Source organism: Aquipseudomonas ullengensis (assembly GCF_014174475.1).
Classification (GTDB): domain Bacteria; phylum Pseudomonadota; class Gammaproteobacteria; order Pseudomonadales; family Pseudomonadaceae; genus Aquipseudomonas; species Aquipseudomonas ullengensis.
Window position 1 is genome coordinate 473,546 of sequence record NZ_JACJUD010000001.1, and the last position, 22,897, is coordinate 496,442.

General features: G+C 60.4%; 17 protein-coding genes. 4 read left to right on the forward strand and 13 right to left on the reverse strand.

The genetic code is table 11. The annotated features are described in order from the left end of the window. Positions 1–32 precede the first annotated feature (32 nt). From trxC to H3H51_RS02050, 3 genes are all read left to right on the forward strand, one after another. Complete coding sequence (trxC, locus tag H3H51_RS02040) at positions 33–467, forward strand: thioredoxin TrxC (RefSeq protein ID WP_183087347.1); 435 nt, start codon at positions 33–35, stop codon at positions 465–467. 91 nt (positions 468–558) lie between these two features. Continuing rightward, positions 559–1,002, forward strand: a complete 444-nt coding sequence (locus H3H51_RS02045) for a PaaI family thioesterase (protein ID WP_183087348.1) — start codon at positions 559–561, stop codon at positions 1,000–1,002. A gap of 110 nt (positions 1,003–1,112) precedes the next feature. After that, positions 1,113–1,907, forward strand: a complete 795-nt coding sequence (locus tag H3H51_RS02050) for a universal stress protein (protein ID WP_183087349.1) — start codon at positions 1,113–1,115, stop codon at positions 1,905–1,907. 82 nt (positions 1,908–1,989) lie between these two features. On the opposite strand, the gene H3H51_RS02055 is transcribed toward H3H51_RS02050, so the two are convergent. The 12 genes from H3H51_RS02055 to H3H51_RS02110 all read right to left on the reverse strand — a co-directional run bounded on the left by H3H51_RS02055 (position 1,990) and on the right by H3H51_RS02110 (position 18,879). After that, positions 1,990–2,754 carry a ParA family protein gene (locus H3H51_RS02055; RefSeq protein ID WP_183087350.1) on the reverse strand — a complete coding sequence of 255 codons (765 nt, stop codon included), beginning with the start codon at positions 2,752–2,754 and terminating at the stop codon, positions 1,990–1,992. 246 nt (positions 2,755–3,000) lie between these two features. Further along, positions 3,001–4,068 (reverse strand): uroporphyrinogen decarboxylase, encoded by a 1,068-nt coding sequence (gene hemE / locus H3H51_RS02060; protein WP_183087351.1) that lies wholly within the window; start codon positions 4,066–4,068, stop codon positions 3,001–3,003. A 319-nt stretch (positions 4,069–4,387) separates the two neighbouring features. After that, on the reverse strand, positions 4,388–5,806 hold the full coding sequence (locus tag H3H51_RS02065; protein WP_183087352.1) for an FAD-dependent oxidoreductase: 1,419 nt from the start codon (positions 5,804–5,806) through the stop codon (positions 4,388–4,390). A 32-nt stretch (positions 5,807–5,838) separates the two neighbouring features. After that, positions 5,839–10,284, reverse strand: a complete 4,446-nt coding sequence (gene gltB / locus H3H51_RS02070) for a glutamate synthase large subunit (protein ID WP_183087353.1) — start codon at positions 10,282–10,284, stop codon at positions 5,839–5,841. Between the two features lie 244 nt (positions 10,285–10,528). Continuing rightward, positions 10,529–12,169 (reverse strand): AAA family ATPase, encoded by a 1,641-nt coding sequence (locus H3H51_RS02075; protein WP_183087354.1) that lies wholly within the window; start codon positions 12,167–12,169, stop codon positions 10,529–10,531. Between the two features lie 9 nt (positions 12,170–12,178). Next, a complete protein-coding gene (aroB, locus tag H3H51_RS02080; RefSeq protein ID WP_183087355.1) occupies positions 12,179–13,282 on the reverse strand; it encodes a 3-dehydroquinate synthase in 1,104 nt (367 codons plus the stop codon). Between the two features lie 49 nt (positions 13,283–13,331). After that, positions 13,332–13,850, reverse strand: a complete 519-nt coding sequence (gene aroK, locus H3H51_RS02085; protein ID WP_183087356.1) for a shikimate kinase AroK — start codon at positions 13,848–13,850, stop codon at positions 13,332–13,334. A 3-nt stretch (positions 13,851–13,853) separates the two neighbouring features. After that, on the reverse strand, positions 13,854–15,938 hold the full coding sequence (gene pilQ / locus H3H51_RS02090; protein WP_183088013.1) for a type IV pilus secretin PilQ: 2,085 nt from the start codon (positions 15,936–15,938) through the stop codon (positions 13,854–13,856). Between the two features lie 55 nt (positions 15,939–15,993). Next, entirely contained in the window at positions 15,994–16,521 is a 528-nt protein-coding gene (gene pilP, locus H3H51_RS02095) for a type 4a pilus biogenesis lipoprotein PilP (RefSeq protein WP_183087357.1), read from the reverse strand. Further along, the gene (gene pilO, locus H3H51_RS02100; protein ID WP_183087358.1) at positions 16,518–17,201 is read right to left on the reverse strand and encodes a type 4a pilus biogenesis protein PilO; all 684 of its coding nucleotides are present in this window, start codon (positions 17,199–17,201) and stop codon (positions 16,518–16,520) included. The genes pilP and pilO overlap by 4 nt, the downstream gene beginning before the upstream one ends. Further along, positions 17,198–17,815 carry a PilN domain-containing protein gene (locus H3H51_RS02105; RefSeq protein ID WP_183087359.1) on the reverse strand — a complete coding sequence of 206 codons (618 nt, stop codon included), beginning with the start codon at positions 17,813–17,815 and terminating at the stop codon, positions 17,198–17,200. The genes pilO and H3H51_RS02105 overlap by 4 nt, the downstream gene beginning before the upstream one ends. Beyond that, a complete protein-coding gene (locus H3H51_RS02110; protein ID WP_183087360.1) occupies positions 17,815–18,879 on the reverse strand; it encodes a pilus assembly protein PilM in 1,065 nt (354 codons plus the stop codon). The genes H3H51_RS02105 and H3H51_RS02110 overlap by 1 nt, the downstream gene beginning before the upstream one ends. 181 nt (positions 18,880–19,060) lie before the next feature. On the opposite strand from H3H51_RS02110, the gene H3H51_RS02115 reads away from it, so the two are divergent. Continuing rightward, positions 19,061–21,478 carry a penicillin-binding protein 1A gene (locus H3H51_RS02115; protein ID WP_183088014.1) on the forward strand — a complete coding sequence of 806 codons (2,418 nt, stop codon included), beginning with the start codon at positions 19,061–19,063 and terminating at the stop codon, positions 21,476–21,478. Positions 21,479–21,538: 60 nt separating this feature from the next. Here H3H51_RS02115 and H3H51_RS02120 read toward each other — a convergent pair whose 3' ends face one another. Next, on the reverse strand, positions 21,539–22,807 hold the full coding sequence (locus H3H51_RS02120; RefSeq protein WP_183087361.1) for a malic enzyme-like NAD(P)-binding protein: 1,269 nt from the start codon (positions 22,805–22,807) through the stop codon (positions 21,539–21,541). Positions 22,808–22,897 lie beyond the last annotated feature (90 nt).

Below are 22,897 nucleotides of genomic sequence, written 5' to 3' on the forward strand. Positions count from 1 at the left end.
GCAGACTTTGAACAGGTTCTGAGGAGAGCACCATGAACCACCCCCTGCTGATTCCCTGCCCCCACTGTGGCGGCCTCAACCGCATCCCTGGCGAACGCCTGGGCGATGCGCCGACCTGCGGACGCTGCAAAAGCGCGGTGCTGCCGGACAAGCCCTTCGAACTGACCCAGGCCGGCTTCGCCCGCCAGCTCAAGGGCGACCTGCCCTTGCTGGTGGATGTCTGGGCCAGCTGGTGCGGGCCCTGTCGCAGCTTTGCGCCGACCTTCGAACAAGCCGCCACGCAGCTCCACGGCCGCTGCCGCCTGGGCAAGCTGGACAGCGAGGCCAACCCACAGCTGTCGACCCAGCTCGGCATCCGCTCGATCCCCAGTCTGCTGCTGTTCAAGGGTGGCGTCGAAGTCGCCCGGCAGAGCGGCGCCCTGCCGCTGCCACAGCTGCTCGGCTGGCTGCGCAGCCAGGGCATCTGAGCACAACGGTCAGCCCCGCCGAGCGCTGCGGTCATTGTCCGCCGCACGCGAACAGCTAGGCTCGGAGCATCCCTGACCCAAGGAGCTGCCCATGCCGTTGCCCGCCGAAATGGCCCGTCTGTTCACTGAAGAAAAGATCGACTTCGTCAAACGCAGCGGGCTCAAGGCCGAAGTCCTCGAGCCCGGCCGGGTGTGCCTGCGCATGCCGCTGCAGGGCAACCAGAACCATATCGGCACGCTGTACGCCGGCGCCCTGTTCACCCTCGCCGAGATACCCGGCGGCGCGCTGTTTCTCACCAGCTTCGACGCCCAGCGCTTCTACCCGATCATCAAGGAAATGAACCTGCGCTTTCGTCGTCCGGCCAGCAGCGACATCCGGGTCGAAGCCAGCCTGAGCGCTGAGGAGATCGAGCGCATCCAGGCCGAGGCCGAACGCGAGGGCAAGTCCGAGTATCTGCTCGAACTGCAACTGTGCGATCTCAGTGGCGAAGTGGTGGCAGAAAGCCGTGGCCTGTACCAATTACGCAAACACTGACGCACGGACCTTGCCGTGGGTCAAAAGCAGGTCTATCTAAAGGGTTCAGATTAAGAACCCACAGAGGTTTCACCGCGCAGCGGGAGTTCGTTGCGCAAAGGGGACACCAGATGATCAGACACATCCTTATTGCCCACGACCTACGCAGCACCGCCGACCTCGCCCTGCGCCGCGCCGCCCAACTGGCCCAGCAGCACAATGCCCGCCTGACACTCCTGCATGTACTCGACAGCAGCCTCAGCCAGGTGGAGCAGGAGCGGGTCCAGCAAAGCCTCGACAACAGCCTGACCCAGTTCGCCCCAACCGGCAGCCAGCTACAACTGTGCCAGGGCAAACCCGCCGATGCGGTACTGGAGCAGGTGCAACTGCTCGGCGCCGACCTGCTGGTACTGGGCGCCCAGCACCAGCGCCACGAGTTTTTCTCCGGCACCACCCTCGACCGTATTGCCCGGCGTTGCACGGTGCCGCTGCTGCTGGTCGCCCGCGATGAGAACGCGCCGTACAACAGTGCCGTCTCGGCCATCGACTTCTCGCTGTGCGCCTGCACCGCGCTGAACCAGGCTTGCCACCTGCTGCCCGCCGAAGCCAGCGTGCATGCCCTGCATGTGTTCGAGCCACAGAAGGGCCTGGGTCACAGCGATGCCCAGTTGCTGACCCAGCGCGCGCTGATCGACCAGCTGATTCACGACGAAACCCAACTGCTGCCCCCCGGCAGCCCGAGCCTGAGCCACGAGATCAAGCTCGGCGGTATCCAGCGCGGCCTGCAGGAGTGCCTCAGCGATCGCCAGCCGCAATTGCTGGTACTCGGCTGCCACGGGCGCAGCGCGCTATCCCAGGCGCTGCTCGGCAGCCTGGCGCAGCACTTCCTGCACAAGGCGCCCTGCGACATCTTCGTGGTGCGCTGAGAGCCGGCTGCGCGCCAGCCAGGCGTCGTTAAAGAGAAAACAAAAAGGCGCCCGCAGGCGCCTTTGTTGTTGCTGGGTAAACTCAGCCTTCCAGCAAAGCGTGCAGCTCGATGAACTGCTGGGTCAGCTTGTGGCTGCGGTCCATGAAGATCAGCGGCACGCAGGCCTGGTGCGACTCGCGCATCTTCACCGAACTCATCAGGTTCACCGGCAGCACCGGCAGGCCCTCGGCGATCAGCTCGTCGAGCAGTTGCTGCGGCAGCGTGGCGCGCGGCTGGAACTGGTTGACCACGATGCCCTCGACCTGCAGCTCCTCGTTGTGATCCTCCTTGAGCTCCTCGATCTCGCGCAGCAAACCGTACAGCGCCTGGCGCGAGAAGCTGTCGCAGTCGAAGGGGATCAGCACACGATCGGCGGCGATCAGCGCGGAAACCGTGTAGAAGTTCAACGCCGGCGGGGTATCCAGATAGATCCGGTCATAGTCCTCGCTCAACTCTTCCAGCAGTTTGCGCAGCTTGTTGATCTTGTGCTTCTGCTCCAGCTTGGGCTGCAGATCAGCCAGCTCAGCAGTGGCCGTGATCACATGCAGGTTGTCGAACGGCGTCTCGTAGATATCCACCTTGCCCTTGCGGAACGAGGTGCTCGACAGCGTCTGCTTGAAGAACTCGGCGATGCCCATGGGAATGTCATCGCCGGTCAGGCCGGTCAGGTAATGCGTCGAGTTGGCCTGGGCATCCAGGTCCACCAGCAGGGTGCGATAGCCTTCCGCCGCACTCACCGCCGCCAGGTTGCAGGCAATGCTGGATTTGCCCACGCCGCCTTTCTGGTTGAACACTACTCGCCGCATTGGAACCCCCATGTCGCCAATCAAATTATTCGGTGTTGTATCGCATTAGCCAGCAAGAACAAAGCCATTCATGGATTTTAGCCAGATGCACTGCCCCAAGGCACCTGGCCATTACCCCGCGCCAAAGGTCGCTCAACGGCCCAGGCTGACGTGAGCAAGCTCCAGAAACCCAAGGTCGGCCAGCAAAACCATCGCGCATAAAAAAGCCCGTCATCACGACGGGCTTTTTGTGCGGCCGACTCAGGCTCAGCCGTGGTACTGCGCCGACAGCTCGTGTACCGCCTCGAAGAACGCGCCGGCATGAGCCGGGTCGACTTCCGGGGTGATGCCGTGGCCGAGGTTGAACACCTGGCCGCTGCCCTGACCGAAGCTGGCGAGGATGCGGCCTACCTCGGCGCGGATCGCCGCCGGGTTGGCGTACAGCACGCTCGGGTCCATGTTGCCTTGCAGGGCGACCTGGCTGCCGACACGGGCGCGGGCGCTACCGATATCGCAAGTCCAGTCCAGGCCCAGGGCCTCGGCGCCGGTCTCGGCCATGGACTCCAGCCACAGGCCGCCGCCCTTGGTGAACAGGATCACCGGCACACGACGGCCGTCGTGTTCGCGGATCAGGCCGTCGACGATCTTCTGCATGTAGGCCAGGGAGAACTCCTGATAAGCCGCGGCCGACAGGCTGCCACCCCAGGAGTCGAAGATCTGCACGGCTTGCGCGCCGGCCTTGATCTGCCCGTTGAGGTAGGCAGTGACCGACTGCGCCAGCTTGTCGAGCAGCGCATGCATGGCCTGCGGGTTGTCGTAGAGCATGGCCTTGGACTTGCGGAAGTCCTTGGAGGAGCCGCCCTCGACCATGTAGGTGGCCAGGGTCCAGGGGCTGCCGGAGAAGCCGATCAGTGGCACGCGGCCGTTCAGCTCGCGGCGGATACTACGCACGCCGTCCATCACGTAGCCCAGGTCCTTTTCCGGATCCGGAATCGGCAGGGCTTCGATATCGGCCATGCTGCTGATGACCTTCTTGAAGCGCGGACCCTCGCCGGTCTCGAAGTACAGGCCCTGACCCATGGCGTCGGGGATGGTGAGGATGTCGGAGAACAGGATCGCCGCGTCCAGCTGCGGGTAGCGGTCCAGCGGCTGGATGGTGACTTCGCAGGCCAGCTCGGGGTTCTTCATCAGGCTGACGAAGTCACCGGCCTTGGCGCGGGTGGCACGGTACTCCGGCAGGTAACGACCGGCCTGGCGCATCATCCACACCGGGGTGACGTCGACGGGCTGCTTGAGCAGGGCGCGGAGGAAACGGTCGTTCTTCAGGACGGACATCGGCAGGGTTCCTGGAAATCAGCAGGGAAACTTCACGGCGGGGGGATTGTGCGGGAGTCGGCCACTGGCGTCCCCCTCCTCCGGGCGGGCTCCTGGATCGCAGGGCACCGCGCACCGTGGCGCAGAAAAAGTGCGGGCATTTTCGCAGACCCAAAAACAAAAGGCACGGCGAGTGCCGTGCCTTTTGTCTGTCGCGACGATTTGCCGCGCGCCGTTCATGTAGGAGCGAGCTTGCTCGCGATCAAAGCAATCCGATCAACCATCATGGTGACTGGAGCCACGCATTCGCGAGCAAGCTCGCTCCTACAGGTTTGTCGCCTTAGACGCCCAGGTAATCCAAGATACCTTCGGCGGCGTTACGGCCTTCGAAGATCGCGGTTACCACCAGGTCGGAACCGCGGACCATGTCGCCACCGGCGAAGATCTTCGGGTTGCTGGTCTGGTGCTTGAACTGGTTCTGCTCCGGCGCGACCACACGGCCTTGGCTGTCGGTCTGGATGCTGAACTGCTCGAACCACGGCGCCGGGCTTGGACGGAAACCGAAGGCGATCAACACGGCATCGGCCGGGATGATTTCCTCGGAGCCCGGGATCGGCTCGGGGCTGCGACGGCCACGGGCATCTGGTTCGCCGAGACGGGTCTCGACTACCTTGACGCCTTCCACCTTGTCCTCGCCAACGATGGCGATGGGCTGGCGGTTGAAGAGGAACTTCACGCCCTCTTCCTTGGCGTTCTTCACTTCCTTGCGCGAGCCCGGCATGTTTTCTTCGTCACGACGGTAGGCGCAGGTGACCGACTTGGCGCCCTGGCGAATCGAGGTGCGGTTGCAGTCCATCGCGGTGTCGCCACCGCCGAGTACCACGACGCGCTTGCCCTTCATGTCGATGAAATCTTCCGGCGCCTTCTCGAAACCGAGGTTGCGATTGACGTTGGCGATCAGGAAGTCCAGCGCGTCGGTGACGCCTGGCAGGTCCTCGCCAGGGAAGCCGCCCTTCATGTAGGTGTAGGTGCCCATGCCCATGAACACGGCATCGTACTCGTCCAGCAACTGGTCGAGGGTGATGTCCTTGCCGATCTCGGTGTTCAGGCGGAATTCAATGCCCATGCCGGTGAAGACTTCGCGCCGGCGCACCAGCACGCTCTTCTCGAGCTTGAACTCGGGGATGCCGAAGGTCAGCAGGCCGCCGATTTCCGGGTTCTTGTCGAACACCACCGGGGTCACGCCGTTGCGCACCAGCACGTCGGCACAACCGAGGCCGGCCGGGCCGGCACCGATCACCGCAACACGCTTGCCGGTCGGCTTGACCTTGGACATGTCCGGGCGCCAGCCCATGGCAAACGCCGTGTCGGTGATGTATTTCTCCACCGAGCCGATGGTCACCGCGCCGAAGCCGTCGTTGAGGGTGCAGGCACCCTCGCACAGGCGGTCTTGCGGGCACACGCGGCCGCAGACTTCCGGCAGGGTGTTGGTCTGGTGGCTCAGCTCGGCGGCGGCCAGGATGTTGCCCTCGGAAACCAGCTTCAACCAGTTGGGAATGAAGTTGTGCACCGGGCACTTCCACTCGCAATACGGGTTGCCGCAACCCAGGCAGCGGTGTGCCTGGTCGCCAGCCTGGGCCGGCTTGAAGGGTTCGTAGATCTCCACGAACTCCTTCTTGCGCTGGCGCAGGAGCTTCTTCTTCGGATCCTTGCGCCCGACTTCGATGAACTGGAAGTCGTTATTCAGACGTTCAGTCATTTCAAAACCTCATCAAACTACTTCAGGCGCAATCATTGCGGGTTGGCGCGGGTGCTGCTGAGCAGAGAGCCCAGGCTTGCCGCTTTCGGTTTGACCAGCCAGAACTTGCGCAGGTAGTCGTCCAGGTTTTCCAACAGGTGACCACCCCAGGCGCTGGCAGTCTCCGCAACGTACTCGGTGAGCACGCGCTGCAGGTGGTTGCGATAGGCTTCCATGGCTTCATTGCTGATGCGCTGGATCTCCACCAGTTCGTGGTTCACGCGATCAACGAAGCTGTTGTCCAGGTCCAGCACGTAGGCGAAGCCGCCGGTCATGCCCGAGCCGAAGTTGTAGCCGGTCTTGCCCAGCACGCAGACGAAACCACCGGTCATGTACTCGCAGCAATGGTCGCCGGTGCCTTCTACCACGGCGTGGGCGCCAGAGTTGCGCACGGCGAAACGCTCACCTGCGGTACCCACGGCGAACAGCTTGCCGCCGGTGGCGCCGTACAGGCAGGTGTTGCCGATGATGGCCGAGTCCTGGGTTTTGAACGGGCTGCCTTGCGGCGGCACGATCACTACCTTGCCACCGGTCATGCCTTTGCCGACGTAGTCGTTGGCGTCGCCTTCCAGGTACAGGTGCAGGCCGCCGGCGTTCCACACGCCGAAGCTCTGGCCGGCGGTGCCCTTGAAGCGGAAGGTCACCGGGGCGTCTTTCATGCCCTGGTTGCCGTGCGCCTTGGCGATTTCACCGGAGATCCGCGCGCCGATCGAGCGGTCGCAGTTGCAGATGTCCAGGGCGTAGTCGCCACCGGTTTTGCCGGCAATTGCGTCCTTGGCCAGCTCGACCATTTTCTCGGCCAGCAGGCCCTGGTCGAACGGCGGGTTCTTCTCGACTTCGCAGAACTGCGGCTTGTCAGCCGGGATGTGCGAGCTGCCGAGCAGCGGCGACAGGTCCAGGTGCTGCTGCTTCTCGGTCTGGCCGGGGAGCATTTCCAGCAGGTCGGTACGCCCGATCAGCTCGCCCAGGCTCGGCACGCCGAGTTTGGCCAGCCACTCGCGGGTGTCTTCGGCGACGAAGGTGAAGTAGTTCATCACCATCTCGACGGTACCGATGAAGTGGTCCTTGCGCAGCTTGTCGTTCTGAGTGGCCACGCCGGTGGCGCAGTTGTTCAGGTGACAGATACGCAGGTATTTGCAGCCCAGGGCAACCATTGGGCCGGTGCCGAAGCCGAAGCTCTCGGCGCCGAGAATGGCGGCCTTGATCACGTCGAGGCCGGTCTTCAGGCCCCCGTCGGTCTGTACCCGCACCTTGCCGCGCAGGTCGTTGCCGCGCAGGGTCTGGTGGGTTTCGGCCAGGCCGAGCTCCCACGGGCTGCCCGCGTACTTGATCGACGACAGCGGCGAAGCGCCAGTGCCACCGTCGTAGCCGGAGATGGTGATCAGGTCGGCATAGGCCTTGGCCACACCGGCGGCAATGGTGCCGACGCCGGCTTCCGCCACCAGCTTGACCGATACCAGCGCCTGCGGATTGACCTGCTTGAGGTCGAAAATCAGCTGCGACAGGTCCTCGATCGAGTAGATGTCGTGGTGCGGCGGTGGCGAGATCAGGGTCACGCCCGGCACCGCATAGCGCAGCTTGGCGATCAGGCCGTTGACCTTGCCGCCCGGCAGCTGGCCGCCCTCACCGGGTTTGGCGCCCTGGGCCACCTTGATCTGCAGCACTTCGGCGTTGACCAGGTATTCCGGGGTCACGCCAAAGCGGCCGGTGGCCACCTGCTTGATCTTCGAGCTCTTGATGGTGCCGTAGCGGGCCGGGTCTTCGCCGCCCTCACCGGAGTTGGAACGCGCCCCCAGGCGGTTCATCGCTTCGGCAATGGCCTCGTGAGCCTCTGGCGACAGGGCACCGAGGGAAATACCGGCGGAGTCGAAGCGCGTGAGGATGGCTTCGAACGGCTCGACCTGATCCAGCGCCAGCGGCTGGTCAGCCAGTTTGACGTTGAGCAGGTCGCGAATCATCGACACCGGACGGTTGTCGACCAGCGCGCTGTATTCCTTGTACTTCTCGTAGCTGCCTTGCTGCACAGCCGCCTGCAGGGTGTTGACCACGTCCGGGTTGTAGGCGTGGTACTCGCCGCCGTAGACGAACTTGAGCAGGCCGCCTTGCTGGATCGGCTTGCGGTTGTTCCAGGCTTCGTTGGCCAGCAGCTTCTGCTCGGCCTCGATGTCGACGAAACGCGCGCCCTTGATGCGGCTGGCCACGCCGCGGAAGCTCAACTCGACCACTTCCTCGGACAGACCGACCGCTTCGAACAGCTGCGCGCCGCGGTAAGAGGCGATGGTGGAGATGCCCATCTTCGACAGGATCTTCAGCAGGCCCTTGGAAATGCCCTTGCGGTAGTGCTTGAACACTTCGTACAGGTCGCCCAGCACTTCGCCGGTACGGATCAGGTCGGCCAGCACTTCGTAGGCCAGGAACGGGTACACCGCCGACGCACCGAAGCCGACCAGCACCGCGAAGTGGTGCGGGTCACGGGCAGTAGCGGTCTCGACCAGGATGTTGCAGTCGCAACGCAGGCCTTTCTCGATCAGGCGATGGTGCACGGCACCGGTCACCAGCGAGGCGTGGGCCGGCAGCTTGCCCTGCACGATATGACGGTCGGTCAGCACCAGCAGGGTCTTGCCGGCACGCACCGCTTCTTCGGCCTGGTCGGCCATGTTGCGCACGGCAGCTTCGAGGCCGACGGACTCGTCGTAGTTCATGTCGATGACATGACGCTCGAAGCCCGGGGTGCTGAGGTTCATCAGCGCGCGCCACTTGGCCGGCGAGATCACCGGGCTGCTGAGGATCACGCGGCTGGCATGCGCCGGCGACTCGTCGAAAATGTTGCGCTCGGCACCCAGGCAGATTTCCAGGGACATCACGATGGCTTCGCGCAGCGGGTCGATCGGCGGGTTGGTGACCTGCGCGAACTGCTGGCGGAAGTAATCGAAGGTCGAGCGCACGCGCTGCGACAGCACGGCCATTGGCGTGTCGTCACCCATCGAGCCGACCGCTTCCTGGCCCTGCTCGCCGAGCGGACGCAGCACCTGGTCACGCTCCTCGAAGGTGACCTGGAACATCTTCATATAGTGCTTGAGCTGGTCAGCGTCGTAGCTGGCCACGCCCTGGTCGTCGTCGAGGGCGGCCTGGATGCGCACGGCGCTCTGGCGCAGCCACTGCTTATACGGATGGCGCGACTTCAGGCGGCTGTCGATGTCGTCGGTGTTGAGCACCTGGCCGGTTTCGGTATCCACCGCGAGGATCTGCCCCGGGCCGACACGGCCTTTGGCGATCACGTCTTCCGGCTGGTAATCCCACACGCCGATTTCCGAGGCGAGGGTGATGTAGCCGTTCTTGGTGGTGACCCAGCGCGCCGGGCGCAGGCCGTTGCGGTCGAGCAGGCACACGGCGTAGCGACCGTCGGTCAGCACTACGCCGGCCGGACCGTCCCACGGCTCCATGTGCATGGAGTTGTACTCGTAGAACGCGCGCAGGTCGGCGTCCATGGTCTCGACGTTCTGCCAGGCCGGCGGAATGATCATGCGCACGCCACGGAACAGGTCCATGCCGCCGGTGACCATCAGCTCGAGCATGTTGTCCATGCTCGAGGAGTCAGAGCCCACGCGGTTGACCAGCGGGCCCAGGTCGTCGATGTCCGGCAACTGGTCATTGCTGAACTTGGTGCGCCGGGCCTGGGCCCAGTTGCGGTTGCCGGTGATGGTGTTGATCTCGCCGTTGTGGGCGAGGAAGCGGAACGGCTGCGCCAGCGGCCACTTCGGCAGGGTGTTGGTGGAGAAGCGCTGGTGGAACACGCAAATGGCGGTCTGCAGGCGCTCATCACCCAGGTCCGGGTAGAACTGCTGCAGGTCGGCCGGCATCATCAGGCCTTTATAGATGATGGTCTTGTGCGAAAAGCTGCAGATGTAGTGCTCGGTATCGGCGGCGTTGGCCACCGAAGAGCGACGACGGGCACTGAACAGCTTGATCGCCATGGCTTCGTCGGACAGGCCTTCGCCGCCGATGAACACCTGCTCGATCTGCGGCAGGCGCTCCAGGGCCAGACGGCCGAGCACGCTGGTATCGATCGGCACCTTGCGCCAGCCGACCAGGGTCAGGCCGGCGGCGGCGATCTCGCGGTTCATGTTCTCGCGAGCGGCCTCGGCCTTCGCCGCGTCCTGGTTGAAGAAGACCATGCCCACGGCGTACTGCTGCGGCAGTTCGACGGCAAAGTGCTGCACGGACATGGCGCGCAGGAATTGATCGGGCTTCTGGATCAGCAGACCACAACCGTCACCGGTCTTGCCGTCGGCGTTAATACCGCCGCGGTGGGTCATACAGGTCAGGGCTTCAATGGCGGTTTGCAGCAAGTGATGGCTTGCCTCGCCCTGCATGTGGGCGATCAAGCCGAAGCCGCAGTTATCCTTGAACTCATCAGGATGGTACAGACCTGCTTTCATAGAGACTCTCACCAGGCTGCCTTTATAGGCAAATTGCTTTCTAATTCATCGACCTAGCTGCCGACCGCGCAGGGCTGTGCCCCAGCTTGGCGCAGGCAAAGGGGGGCTATTGTACATAGCCACCCCTGCCCTCACAAATCTTCGTGACGGCCGCATGAACTGTTTTGTCGCCTAAGCGAAAGGCGATGGCCGGCGGTTCGTGTTAGACCCGCCAGTCACCAAAAGACAGGCAAATTGCAGACCACTAACGGGCCCGCACCGCCTCTTGCTGAATGCTGGCAAAGCTGCGCGGCCAGGGCTTGCCGGCCTGCACACTGGCCGGCAGCGACTTGATGGCTGACTGGGCCGCCGCACGACTGGCGAACTGGCCGTACGTCACCACGTACAGTGCCTGCCCTTGGTGCAATTTCTTGAAATAGCGGTACTGGCCGCCATTCTTGCTGACGAACGCCTTGGCGCTACTTTCCGAGCGCGTACCGAGAATCTGTAGGGCGTAATTGCTTGCAGGCTGACTGCCATACCAGTCACCACCCGCTGGCGCCGCACTGGCAACCACCGGAGCAGCTGCGGGCTCGGCCGCCACAGGCTTGGCGACTGGTGCGACAGCGGGCTTAGCTGCTGGCTTCGCCACCGCTGGAGCCGGAACAGGCTTGACCGGTTGCACTGGGGCGACAGCCACCGGAGGCGCTACAGGCACAGTTGGCACACTGACAGCCGGTGCAGGAGCAGGTACAGGCAGCGGGATGGCCGCCTGGGGCTCGGGCGTAGTCGGCGCCATACCCGGTACGCCACCATCTTCCGCCTCATCCATGCCAGAGGCCTGAGCCAGCGGCTCGCGAATGACCGGCTGCGCTTCACCAACCAGGGGCAATGGCAGTGGCTGACTGGAGCCTGCAAATTCGATCGATGCACTCGCGCCCTGAGCAGCAGGAGCGGACGGTTTCGCCGCATCACCAGCAGCGACCACGGGAACAGCCGGCGGCGGAACCGGAACCTGCTCGGCAACGGAGTCCGATGCGGGCAGGAGATCGCGCTTGGTGTCCTGCATAAACCAGGCAGCGCCGAGAGCGATAGCCACCACCGCCAAGGCGATCAGGTGCTTCTTCGGCAAGGCAAACCCTGCCCCCACCGAGCTGGCAGAGTTGCGCTGCGCCAGCATCGTGTCGATCAATACCTCACGCGCCGCCAGGTTGATACCACCGGGCCAACCGGAAGAGCTCAGATGAATATCCGCGACTTGGTCGTCCGTCAGCAGATCAATCCCCTGCCCCGCACCATCCAGGCGCTGCGCCAGGTACTCGCGGGTTTCATCCTCGCTGTACGGCAGCAGGTCGATGGCATGGAAGCGCTCCTCGCCATCCGCCAGCAACTCCAGACGCGGTACCAGCGCACTCTCGCCGAAGAGGAAGACATGCGGGCGCGAATCGACCGTACCAGCAGCCAGATTGAACAGACTGTCCAGCGCACCATCGGCAAGCTGCTCGGCGTCGTCGACCAGCACATAAACTTCCTGACCAGTCAGTGCCAGCTGGGCAATCTGAGCCTGAATAGTGCGCAGATCGGTCTGCTGCACACCCAAGCCCTGTGCCACCTGACGCAATACACCCGCCACATCGCCCGCCCCGCGCGCGGAAACCACAATGCACTGCACCGACTGCTTATTGGTACTGGCCACCAAGGCCTGGCGCAGCAGTGTCTTGCCGCTGCCCTTCGGCCCACTGACCACCAGCAGCAACTGGCTATAGCGCGCCAGGTGATGCAACTGACCCAGCACCGGCTTGCGCTGTGCCGGGAAGAAACGGAAACCAGGAACCCGCGCCGCGAACGGATCGTGGCTGAACTGGTAATGGCCTAGAAAGGCCTCATCGGCATGCAGACTGGTCATGGAACTCTCTTATTCAGCAAGCTTCGCCACCAGTGCGCGGTAATCCGCACTCAAGGTGGCATCAAGGGCTTCACGCGGAAACTCGTCCGTCACGACGGCTTCGCCCACTCGCTTGAGCAGGACAAGACGCAAACGCCCATCAAGAACCTTTTTATCGACAGCCATATGCTCGAGAAAATCCTCAGGCGTCATCTCGGCAGGCGGGATCACCGGCAACCCGGCTTGCAACAACAGGCGCAGCCCGCGATCACGCTCGACGGTACTGATCCAGCCCAGTCGGGCCGACATCTCCAGCGCCATCGCCGTACCGGCCGCCACCGCCTCACCGTGCAACCACACGCCATAGCCCATATGAGTCTCGATGGCATGACCGAAGGTATGACCGAGATTGAGAATGGCGCGCAGACCTGACTCACGCTCATCAGCCCCGACAACCCTTGCCTTCGCCGCACAGGAGCGCTCGATGGCCTGAGCCAGGACGGTTAGGTCCAGCGCCAACATGGCCGGCATGTTCTGCTCAAGCCAATCGAGGAAGCCCGCATCACAGATCAGCCCGTACTTGATGACCTCAGCCAGACCCGCGGACAACTCACGCGCCGGCAAGGTTTTCAGCACCGCGGTGTCGATGATCACAGCCTGGGGCTGATAGAACGCACCGACCATGTTCTTGCCCAGCGGATGGTTGATCCCGGTCTTGCCACCCACCGAAGAGTCGACCTGCGACAACAAAGTAGTCGGCACCTGGATGAAGTCCACGCCACGTTGGTAACACGCAGCGGCAAAGCCGGCCATATCACCGACAACCCCGCCACCCAGCGCAACCACTGTCGTGCGCCGATCATGGCGAGCCGAAAGGAGGCCATCGAAGATCAGCTGCAGGGTTTCCCAATTCTTGTGGCTCTCGCCATCCGGCAGAACCACCGTGGCGACTTCACAACCTTCGAGCGAAGCCATGAGGCGCTCGAGATAAAGCGGCGCAACCGTACTGTTGGTCACGATTGCGACCTGACGCCCAGCCAGATGCTTCTTGAAAAGGTCAGGCCGAGCCAAGAGCTCGGCACCGATATAGATGGGATAACTACGTTCGCCTAGATCGACAGTGAGAGTCTGCATGACGCCCCCAAATAAAAGGGCACTAGGATAGCGCAGTTAGGGTCACGCTTTAACGCTCAGGAAGCGCATTGATGCGATCAATGATTTCCTGCACCACCATGCGAGGTGGGCGCTCATCGGTCTCGACAATTACGTCAGCGATTTCACGATACAACGGATCACGAATCTCCATCAGTGCACTCAGAACCTTCTCGGGCTCCGCATTGCGCAGCAATGGACGGTTGCGATCACGCGAGGTGCGCTCAAGCTGTTGCTCGACCGAAGCATGCAAGTAGATCACCCGGCCACCAGCGTGAAGCTCCCGGCGATTCTCCGCCTTGAGCACAACACCACCACCGGTCGCGATCACCACGCCACTCAACCCGCAAAGCTCCGCAATCATCGACTGCTCACGCTCACGGAAGCCTTGCTCACCCTCAACATCAAAGATCCAGGGTATATCGGCACCTGTACGCTGCTCGATTTCCTTGTCCGAATCCTTGAAGTGCAACCGCAGCTCTTTCGCCAGTAACCGCCCGATGGTGCTCTTACCCGCCCCCATCGGGCCAACGAGAATCAAGTTCCTCACAAATTAACGACTCACCGCGATAGCCTGATTGTTCATGATGCGTGGGGTCAGGAACACCAGCAGTTCGTTCTTACTGTCCTCAACAGTATCGCGACGGAACAGACGACCGAGATACGGCAGATCGCCCAAGAAGGGGACTTTCTCGACAGACTTGCTCTGGGTGTTGGAGAAAACACCACCAATTACAATCGTCTCGCCGTCGTTAACTAGAACCTTAGCGTTGACTTCATTTTTCTTGATTGGCGGAACACCGAGCAGCGCATTCGCATAATCTGGCTCGTCCTTGTTAACCTTAACCTCCATGATAATTCGATTATCAGGGGTAATTTGCGGTGTCACCTCAAGAGACAGCGCGGCCTCTTTAAACGAAACAGTTGTCGCACCACTTGAACTGGACTCCTGATAAGGAACCTCAGTGCCCTTCAGAATTTTCGCCGTCTCTTTGTCTGAAGTAACTACCTTGGGCTGAGAGACAACCTCGCCGTTGCCAGTTTTCTCCATGGCCGACAACTCAAGATCAAGCAGTACATTGTCGGTAACGAAACCGATACCAATGCCCGACGTAACATCCGTCGCACCCAGATCAACAAATGGGACGTTTGCGGTTATGTCATCACCCGTATTACCGCCCTCGTCGCCATTATCATCGTTACCGTAAACAGTCCAATTGCTATCGCCCTGCAAGTTAGTAGAACCACCCCAGCGAACACCAAGGCTCTTATCGTAATCGACACTCGCCTCAACGATACGAGCCTCAATCATCACCTGCCGCACAGGAATGTCCAACTGAGAAACAATGCGGCGCAACTCATCCAAACGCTCCTGCGTCTGATAGGCAATAATGCTGTTAGTGCGGTCATCTACAGTCACAGAGCCACGCTCCGACTGATCGCCACTGCTTCCCTCACCATCGATACCCGCCACCGACTGAAAGAGAGTGGCGATATCAGACGCCTTGGCATAATTGACTTGAATGAGCTCGCGACGCAGAGGGGCAAGCTCTGCAATTTGATTTTTTGACTCCAGCTCTTGCCGCTCACGCGCGGCAATTTCGTCGGCCGGAGCAATCAGCAGAACATTACCGACCTTACGCTTATCTAGACCGCGGGTCTTAAGAACCAGATCAAGCGCCTGATCCCACGGTACGTTCTGCAAGCGCAGTGTAATATTACCTTGAACGGTGTCGCTGGCGACCAAGTTAAGATCTGTGAAGTCTGCAATTAACTGAAGAACAGAACGGACATCAATATCTTGGAAGTTTAGAGAAAGTTTTTCACCTGTATAAGCAAAGCGCTCGACCTTTCTCTTCTCCACATCATCCTGAGTCAACGGCTTCACACTGACTGTCAGCTTATTATCCGTTTGAAAAACCAGATAATCGTAGAAACCGGAAGGCTCAATAACAATACTCGCCTTATCCGCTTGACCCGAAGCGCTAACGAACTGCACAGGAGTAGCAAAATCTTTTACATCAAGCTTTACACGAAGATTTTCAGGAAGCTGCGTTTTAGAGAAATCGAGTCGAATCTTACCCCCTTGCTCCTGGATATCAGGATTTACAGAGGGATCAGAAAGTTCAACAACCACGTTACCCTCACCCTGCTCACCACGCTGAAAATCTATACCAGCAATCGCCCGGCCTGCAGAATGAGCCATAACAGATTTAGGTGCCGAACTGGTTGCGACTGGAGAAACTGCAGTAACCGCCGCAGCATCGCCCACAACGACAAACAGATTATTACCCTCTGCACGAGTACTATAAGGAACCAACGTAGCCAGGTTTACGATAAGGCGAGTCCGATCTTTAGCCTCAACTATCGTCACACTGCGCGCATTACCAACGCCCAGCTCTTTATTTTTAGTCCCAAGCTTATTGGCGACCCCAGGCAAATCCAATGCAATCCGTGCCGGCTGCTCAATCGTATATCCACGCGGCGAAGAAACTGGCTCATCAAACTTCAACTTCAGCTCAACCTTATCTCCTGGCAGGGCAGCGACATCAAGCCCCTGCAGATTTGCAGCCAATAGAGAGGGAGCGAACAATACAGCCAGAAGAGAAACGCACAGGCGAGAAAGAGAGCCGTTCATTAGCTTGTTCCGTTCAGCAGATATGTAGTTATTTTTCATACCAAAACCCCGCCATTTAAGAGCGTTCTTTGAGGGTGATGCTACGAGGACGCTCCAGCCATCCACCCTCACCATCGGGAACAATTTCAACAACCTCAATTTTGGCCTCATCAATCGCTACGATATGGCCAAAATTCCGACCTAAGTAATCCCCGACTTTCACTCGATGCACACCACCTGCACCGCGCACCAAACCAAAAACCAAACCATCGTTTGCAAGGGTTCCCACCATCTCAAAGGATTCAATATTGAATCCCTCCAAGAACTGGCGGACCCTGGTTTCGTCTGGCTTGATATCTTTGGAGCCCTTTTGCTGCCGGGCCATGTCAATTTTGACAGGAGGCTGAAATGGGCTACGAAGAGCTGCGGCGCTGTAGGTAAATGCCTCATAGGGCAAAAACTTAGGAAGGGGCTCAATTGAACCTTTTGGCCGGGCCCTAACTTCATCCATATAGGCCTGCAGATCAGAGAAATCGCTACCGCCTGTACAAGCCGAAATAGATGAAGAAACCAAGAGCACGGAAAGAATATTTACTACTTTCATTTCTTAGCTCCCTTGCTAGGCACTGGAGCTTTAGCAGCACCTTTTGCAGACACCGCATCACCTTTCAAGCCCGCATCATTATACCGGTACGTCTTCGCTAAAACGCTCATGCGTAACTTGGAGGTGCTACCCTCCTCTGCAGGTTTTATATCGAAATCATGCAGCGTAACAATGCGCGGCAAACTAGCAACACCGCTGACAAAGGTAGCAAGGTCGTGATAACCGCCAACGACCGAAATTTGAATTGGCAGCTCAATATAGAACTGCTGCACTACCTCAGGCTGAAGTTTGATCTCCTCAAACTCCAGACCACTGCCTAAACCAGTACGGGTAATATCCTCAAGCAGACCGGGAACCTCTGTATCACTCGGCAGTTGCCGCAGCAACGTACCAAATGACTCCTCCATTTCTTTCATCTGAGACTTGTAAGCCTCCAGATTCGCAGCGAGAAATGCCTTGCTCGAGAATTGCTCTTTTAGAGTATTCTCTTCGGTGCGACTTTTCTCCAGCGCACCCTGCAGATCTTTCAGATAAAAATTGTACCCGAGCAGAAGAGCCACTATCAGCAACAGTAGGCAGGTAATAGCCTTAACCGGAGCAGGCCAAGAGCCGAGATTGTTAACATCAAGATCAGCAAGATCGACCTTCTTCAGCGCCTCAATCGATTCAGCAAGGCTCATGGCTTTTTACCACCGTCTGATTTTCCCGGAGTTTTCTTGTCAGCCGCATTTCCAGCGACGGCCTCTTCTCCCGGAGGAGTCTGCTGAACGGTCAACTCAAATACGTTTGCCTGATCTACAGCGCCAGCCGTGACAGCCTTAACCTGAGTCAGGGTTGGCGCCTCAAGCCAATCCGACGAGTCCAAATTACGCATCAGACTAGAAACCCGGTTATTCGATTCGGCAGCGCCAAAAATGGCAATGCTCTTATCGGTACGCTTCAACCCAGTGAAATAGACACCGTCTGGCAGGGTACGAACCAACTGATCGAAGATACGCCCGATGACAGGGCGATTGCCTTGCAGGTCTTGAATAATCTTCATCCGCTCAAGCAGTTGCTGACGCTTCTGCTTCAGCTCACTAATTTCCTTGATACGCGCATCAAGAACAGCAATTTCCTTACGCACAAATTCGTTACGCGAATTTTGCTGCTCAATAGAGCGATCCAGGTATTGCCCACCGATAAATACCAAACCACCTGCAACCAAAAGGGTGCCACCCAAGGTCACCAGGAAGCGCTGCTTACGCTCTTCGCGTAACTGCTCGCGCCACGGGAGTAAGTTAATCCGCGCCATCAGTCGAAACTCCTCATCGCCAGGCCGCACGCAATCATCAAGGACGGCGCATCACTCGCCAAGGCGCCCGCATTGACTTTGCTACCCAGCGCCATATCGGCAAATGGGTTGGCTACCAGGGTGGGAGTACCGATCTTCTGCTGGATCAGGCGATCGAGATCCTGAATGGACGCAGTACCGCCGGCCAACAGGATGTAATCGACGTCGTTGTACTGGCCAGCAGCGAAGAAGAATTGCAGCGAGCGAGAAACCTGCTGCACTACAGCCTCTTTGAACGGCTGCAGAACTTCGCTTTCGTAGTCGTCAGGAAGACCGCCCTGCTTCTTGGCTAGGCCAGCCTCTTCAACCGACAAACCGTAGCGGCGCTGAATTTCTTCAGTCAGCTGACGCCCGCCGAATAGCTGCTCGCGCGTATAGATGGTTCGGCCGTTGTGCAGCACGCTCAACGTGGTCATGGTCGCACCGATGTCGACCACAGCCACGGTCAGCTCGTCATGCGCACCACCAAGCTGCCCTTGCAACAGGTCGTAGGCACGCTCAAGCGCATAGGCCTCAACGTCTACTACCTTGGCGGTCAGACCGGACAAAGCCAGTGCCGCCTCACGGACTTCGACGTTCTCTTTCCGGCAAGCTGCCAGCAGCACTTCAACCCGATCCGGGTTGCGCGCAGAAACGCCTTGCACTTCGAAGTCAATGGCCACTTCTTCAAGCGGATAGGGGATGTACTGGTCGGCTTCGATCTTCAGCTGGTTTTCCAGCTCGTCATCGTTAAGGCCGGCTTCCATCTCGATCGTCTTGGTGATCACTGCAGAACCGGCGACAGCCACTGCCACCGACCGCGCTCCGGTCTTGGCCTTGGCCAGCACGCGAGAAAGGGCCTGACCGACCCCCTCGAGCTCAGCGATGTTCTTTTCGACAACAGCGTTTGGGGGGAGCGGCTCGACGGCGTAGGCCTCTACTTTGTAGCGGCTTCCTGAGCGACTCAATTCGAGGAGCTTGACCGAGGTCGAACTGATGTCGATCCCCAGAAGCGTATTCGCTTTCTTATTGAAGAGCCCTAGCACGAGCGATTTCCTATTGGCATCCGCGACTTACGGACTATTTATGTTTTTCCACATTAAATAGCAGTCTTGACAGAAGCGCAAATGGCTACCTAGCAAAAAAACCGCTTATAATGTGAACAGTTTTCCTCTTTTCGCACCGCGCAACACTTAACCCATTCTTTTATCTGGAAATCCAAGAGTCCTGATGCGCCTGCTGAAGTTTTTCTTGTGGTCTTGTGTCGCCGTTTTTTGTGGTCTAACCCTCAGTTTCAGCGGCGCTTTTCTCTATCTTAGTCCCGGCCTGCCATCCGTCGAGTCACTGCGCAGCATCCAGCTACAGATCCCCCTACGGGTCTACAGCAGCGACGACAAACTGATCGCCGAATTCGGTGAAATGCGCCGCTCCCCCATCCGTTTCGATGACATCCCCAAGGACTTCATCCGCGCACTTCTGGCCGCCGAAGACGATAACTTCGCGAACCATTATGGCGTCGACTTTACGAGCCTGATGCGCGCTGCCACGCAGTTATTGTCGAGCGGCCACATTCAAACCGGCGGCAGCACCATCACCATGCAGGTGGCGAAGAACTTCTTCCTCACCAACGAACGCAGCTTCTCGCGCAAGATCAGTGAAATCCTCCTGGCCCTGCAGATCGAGCGCGAACTGAGCAAGAACGAGATCCTCGAGCTCTACGTCAACAAAATCTACCTGGGCAACCGAGCATACGGCATCGAAGCCGCCGCCCAGGTGTACTACGGCAAATCGATTCGCGATGTCACCTTGGGTCAGATGGCGATGATCGCCGGCCTGCCGAAAGCACCTTCGCGCTTCAACCCACTGGTCAATCCCGAGCGCAGCAAGGAGCGCCGCGACTGGATTCTCGGGCGCATGCTCAAGCTTGGCGCCATCGACCAGGCTCGCTATGACGCAGCCATGGCCGAGCCGATCGACGCACACCACCATGTCCAGCCGCCCGAACTCAACGCGCCCTATATTGCCGAGATGGCCCGCGCCGAGATGGTCGGCCGCTACGGCAGCGAGGCCTACACCGAAGGCTACCGCGTCACCCTGACCGTACCGAGCGAGCTGCAGGTCGCCGCCAACCAGTCCCTGCACCAGGGCCTGACCGACTATGACCAGCGCCACGGTTACCGCGGCCCGGAAACCCGCCTCCCCGGCTTGACCCGCGAAGCCTGGCTGCAAGAGCTGGCCAAGCACAAAACCCTCGGCGGACTGGAGCCGGTGATCGTCAGCCAGGTCGAGAAAAGCGGCATCCTGGTGCTTACCCGCGACGGCGAAGAGAAGCCGGTGACCTGGGACAGCATGAAGTGGGCACGCCCCTTCCTTAATACCAACAGCCTCGGCCCGCGCCCGCAGCAACCAGCCGACGTGGTGCAGATCGGCGACCTGGTGCGCGTCGAGCCGAACGCGGACAACACCCAGCTATTGTTCCGCCAGTTCCCCGCCGCGCAAGGCGCTCTGGTTTCTCTCGACCCGCAGACCGGTGCCATTCGCTCGCTGGTTGGCGGCTTCTCCTTCGAGCAGAGCAACTACAACCGCGCCGCCCAGGCTAAACGCCAGCCCGGCTCCAGCTTCAAACCCTTCATCTATAGCGCGGCGCTGGATCGCGGCTATACCGCCGCCAGCCTGGTCAACGATGCACCCATCGTGTTCCAGGAAGCCGGTATGGAAGAAGCCTGGCGACCGAAGAACGACAACAACACCTTCCTCGGCCCGATCCGTTTGCGCGAGGCCCTGTACAAGTCGCGCAACCTGGTTTCGATCCGCCTGCTGCAGAGCATCGGCATCGACTACGCCCTGGACTACGTCAGCCGCTTCGGCTTCAACCGTGATGAGCTGCCGCGCAACCTGTCCCTCGCCCTTGGCACGGCCAACCTGACGCCGCTGGAGATCGCCACCGGCTGGACCACCTTCGCCAACGGCGGCTACAAGGTGCAACCGTACCTGATCGAGCGCATCTACGACCGCAACGGCAAACCGCTCTTCATTGCCAATCCACCGCGCACCGCCGCCAGTGCCGCCAGCGCCAACCAGCAGAACGACGCCCTGCTGGCCGAAACGCCGAACGCCAGCGTGATCGAGCCCGCCATCGCCCCGCAGATCGTCGACGAGCGCACCACCTACATCCTCACCAGCATGCTGCAAGACGTGATCAAACGCGGCACCGGCCGCCGCGCTCTGTCCATGGGCCGCGGCGACCTCGCGGGCAAGACCGGTACCACCAACGAGTCCAAGGACAGCTGGTTCTCCGGCTTCAACGCCGACTACGTGACCACTGTCTGGACCGGCTTCGACCAACCGGAAAGTCTCGGCCGCCACGAATACGGCGGCACCGTCGCCCTGCCGATATGGATGAGCTACATGAGCGCCGCCCTCAAGGACAAACCGGAGCACCTGCTACCCGAGCCGGCCGGCCTGCTCACCCTGCGCATCGACCCGCTAAGTGGCCGCGCCGCTTCGCCGGGCTCGCCGGATGCCTACTTCGAGCTGTTCAAGAGCGAGGATTCGCCACCGCCGATGAGCGAACTCGACCCATCCCTCGGCATCCCCGGCAGCCCGCTGCCAGCTGACGAAGCGGCGCCGATCGACCTGTTCTGATCGACAAATCGCAGCCAATAAAAAGCCCCGCAAGTGCGGGGCTTTTTATTGGCTGAGTGATCAGCCGTTGAACACGTCATCCACCGACTGCAGCGGATAGTGCTTCGGATACGGCAGGGTCGCCACGCCGCTCTCGATCGCCGCCTTGGCTACCGCATCGGCAACCACGGTGATCAGACGGGCATCCATCGGCTTCGGAATGATGTACTCGCGACCGAAGCTCAGGGCGATACCGCCGTAGGCGTCGCAGACTTCCTGCGGTACCGGCAGCTTGGCCAGGTCACGCAGAGCCAGGGCTGCGGCGATTTTCATCTCTTCGTTGATGCGGGTCGCGCGAACGTCCAGCGCACCACGGAAGATGAACGGGAAGCCAAGTACGTTGTTGACCTGGTTCGGGTAGTCCGAACGACCGGTGGCCATGATCACATCGGAGCGCACGGCATGAGCCAGTTCCGGCTTGATTTCCGGATCCGGGTTCGAGCAGGCGAACACGATCGGGCTCGGCGCCATCAGCTTGAGGTCTTCCTGGCTGAGCAGGTTGGCACCGGACAGGCCGACGAATACATCTGCACCATCCAGGGCATCCGACAGGCTGCGCTTGTCGGTCTGGTGGGCGAAGACGGCCTTGTACTGGTTGAGGTCGTCACGACCGGCATGGATCACACCCTTGCGGTCGAGCATGAAGATGTTCTCGACCTGCGCGCCCATGCTGACCAGCAGCTTCATGCAGGAAATGGCGGCAGCGCCAGCGCCGAGGCAGACGATCTTGGCCTGCTCCAGGGTCTTGCCGGCGATTTCCAGGGCATTGAGCATGCCGGCAGCGGTCACGATGGCGGTGCCGTGCTGGTCGTCGTGGAAAACCGGGATATCACACTGTTCGATCAGCGCACGCTCGATTTCAAAGCACTCGGGTGCCTTGATGTCTTCGAGGTTGATGCCGCCGAAGGTGATGGAAATTCGTTTCACCGTGTCGATGAAAGCCTGCGGGCTTTCCGCGTCGACTTCGATGTCGAACACGTCGACACCGGCGAAGCGCTTGAACAGCACGCCCTTGCCTTCCATGACTGGCTTGGATGCCAGCGGGCCGAGGTTACCCAGGCCGAGGATCGCGGTGCCGTCGGAAATCACTGCAACCAGGTTGCCCTTGCCGGTGTAGCGGTAGGCCAGCTCGGCATCGCGGGCAATTTCACGCACTGGCTCGGCCACACCCGGGCTGTACGCCAGGGACAGGTCGCGCGCGGTGGCGGTTGGCTTGGTCAGCTCGACGCTCAATTTGCCCGGACGGGGATGAGCGTGGTACTCGAGAGCGGCTGTTTTCAGATCAGACATGTTGGCTATTTCCGCTTTTGCTGTGAAACGCAGGCGAGCGAGCATACGCAAGAAGGCACCGCCCCACAAGCCGGCCTGCGGGGGCTGCGG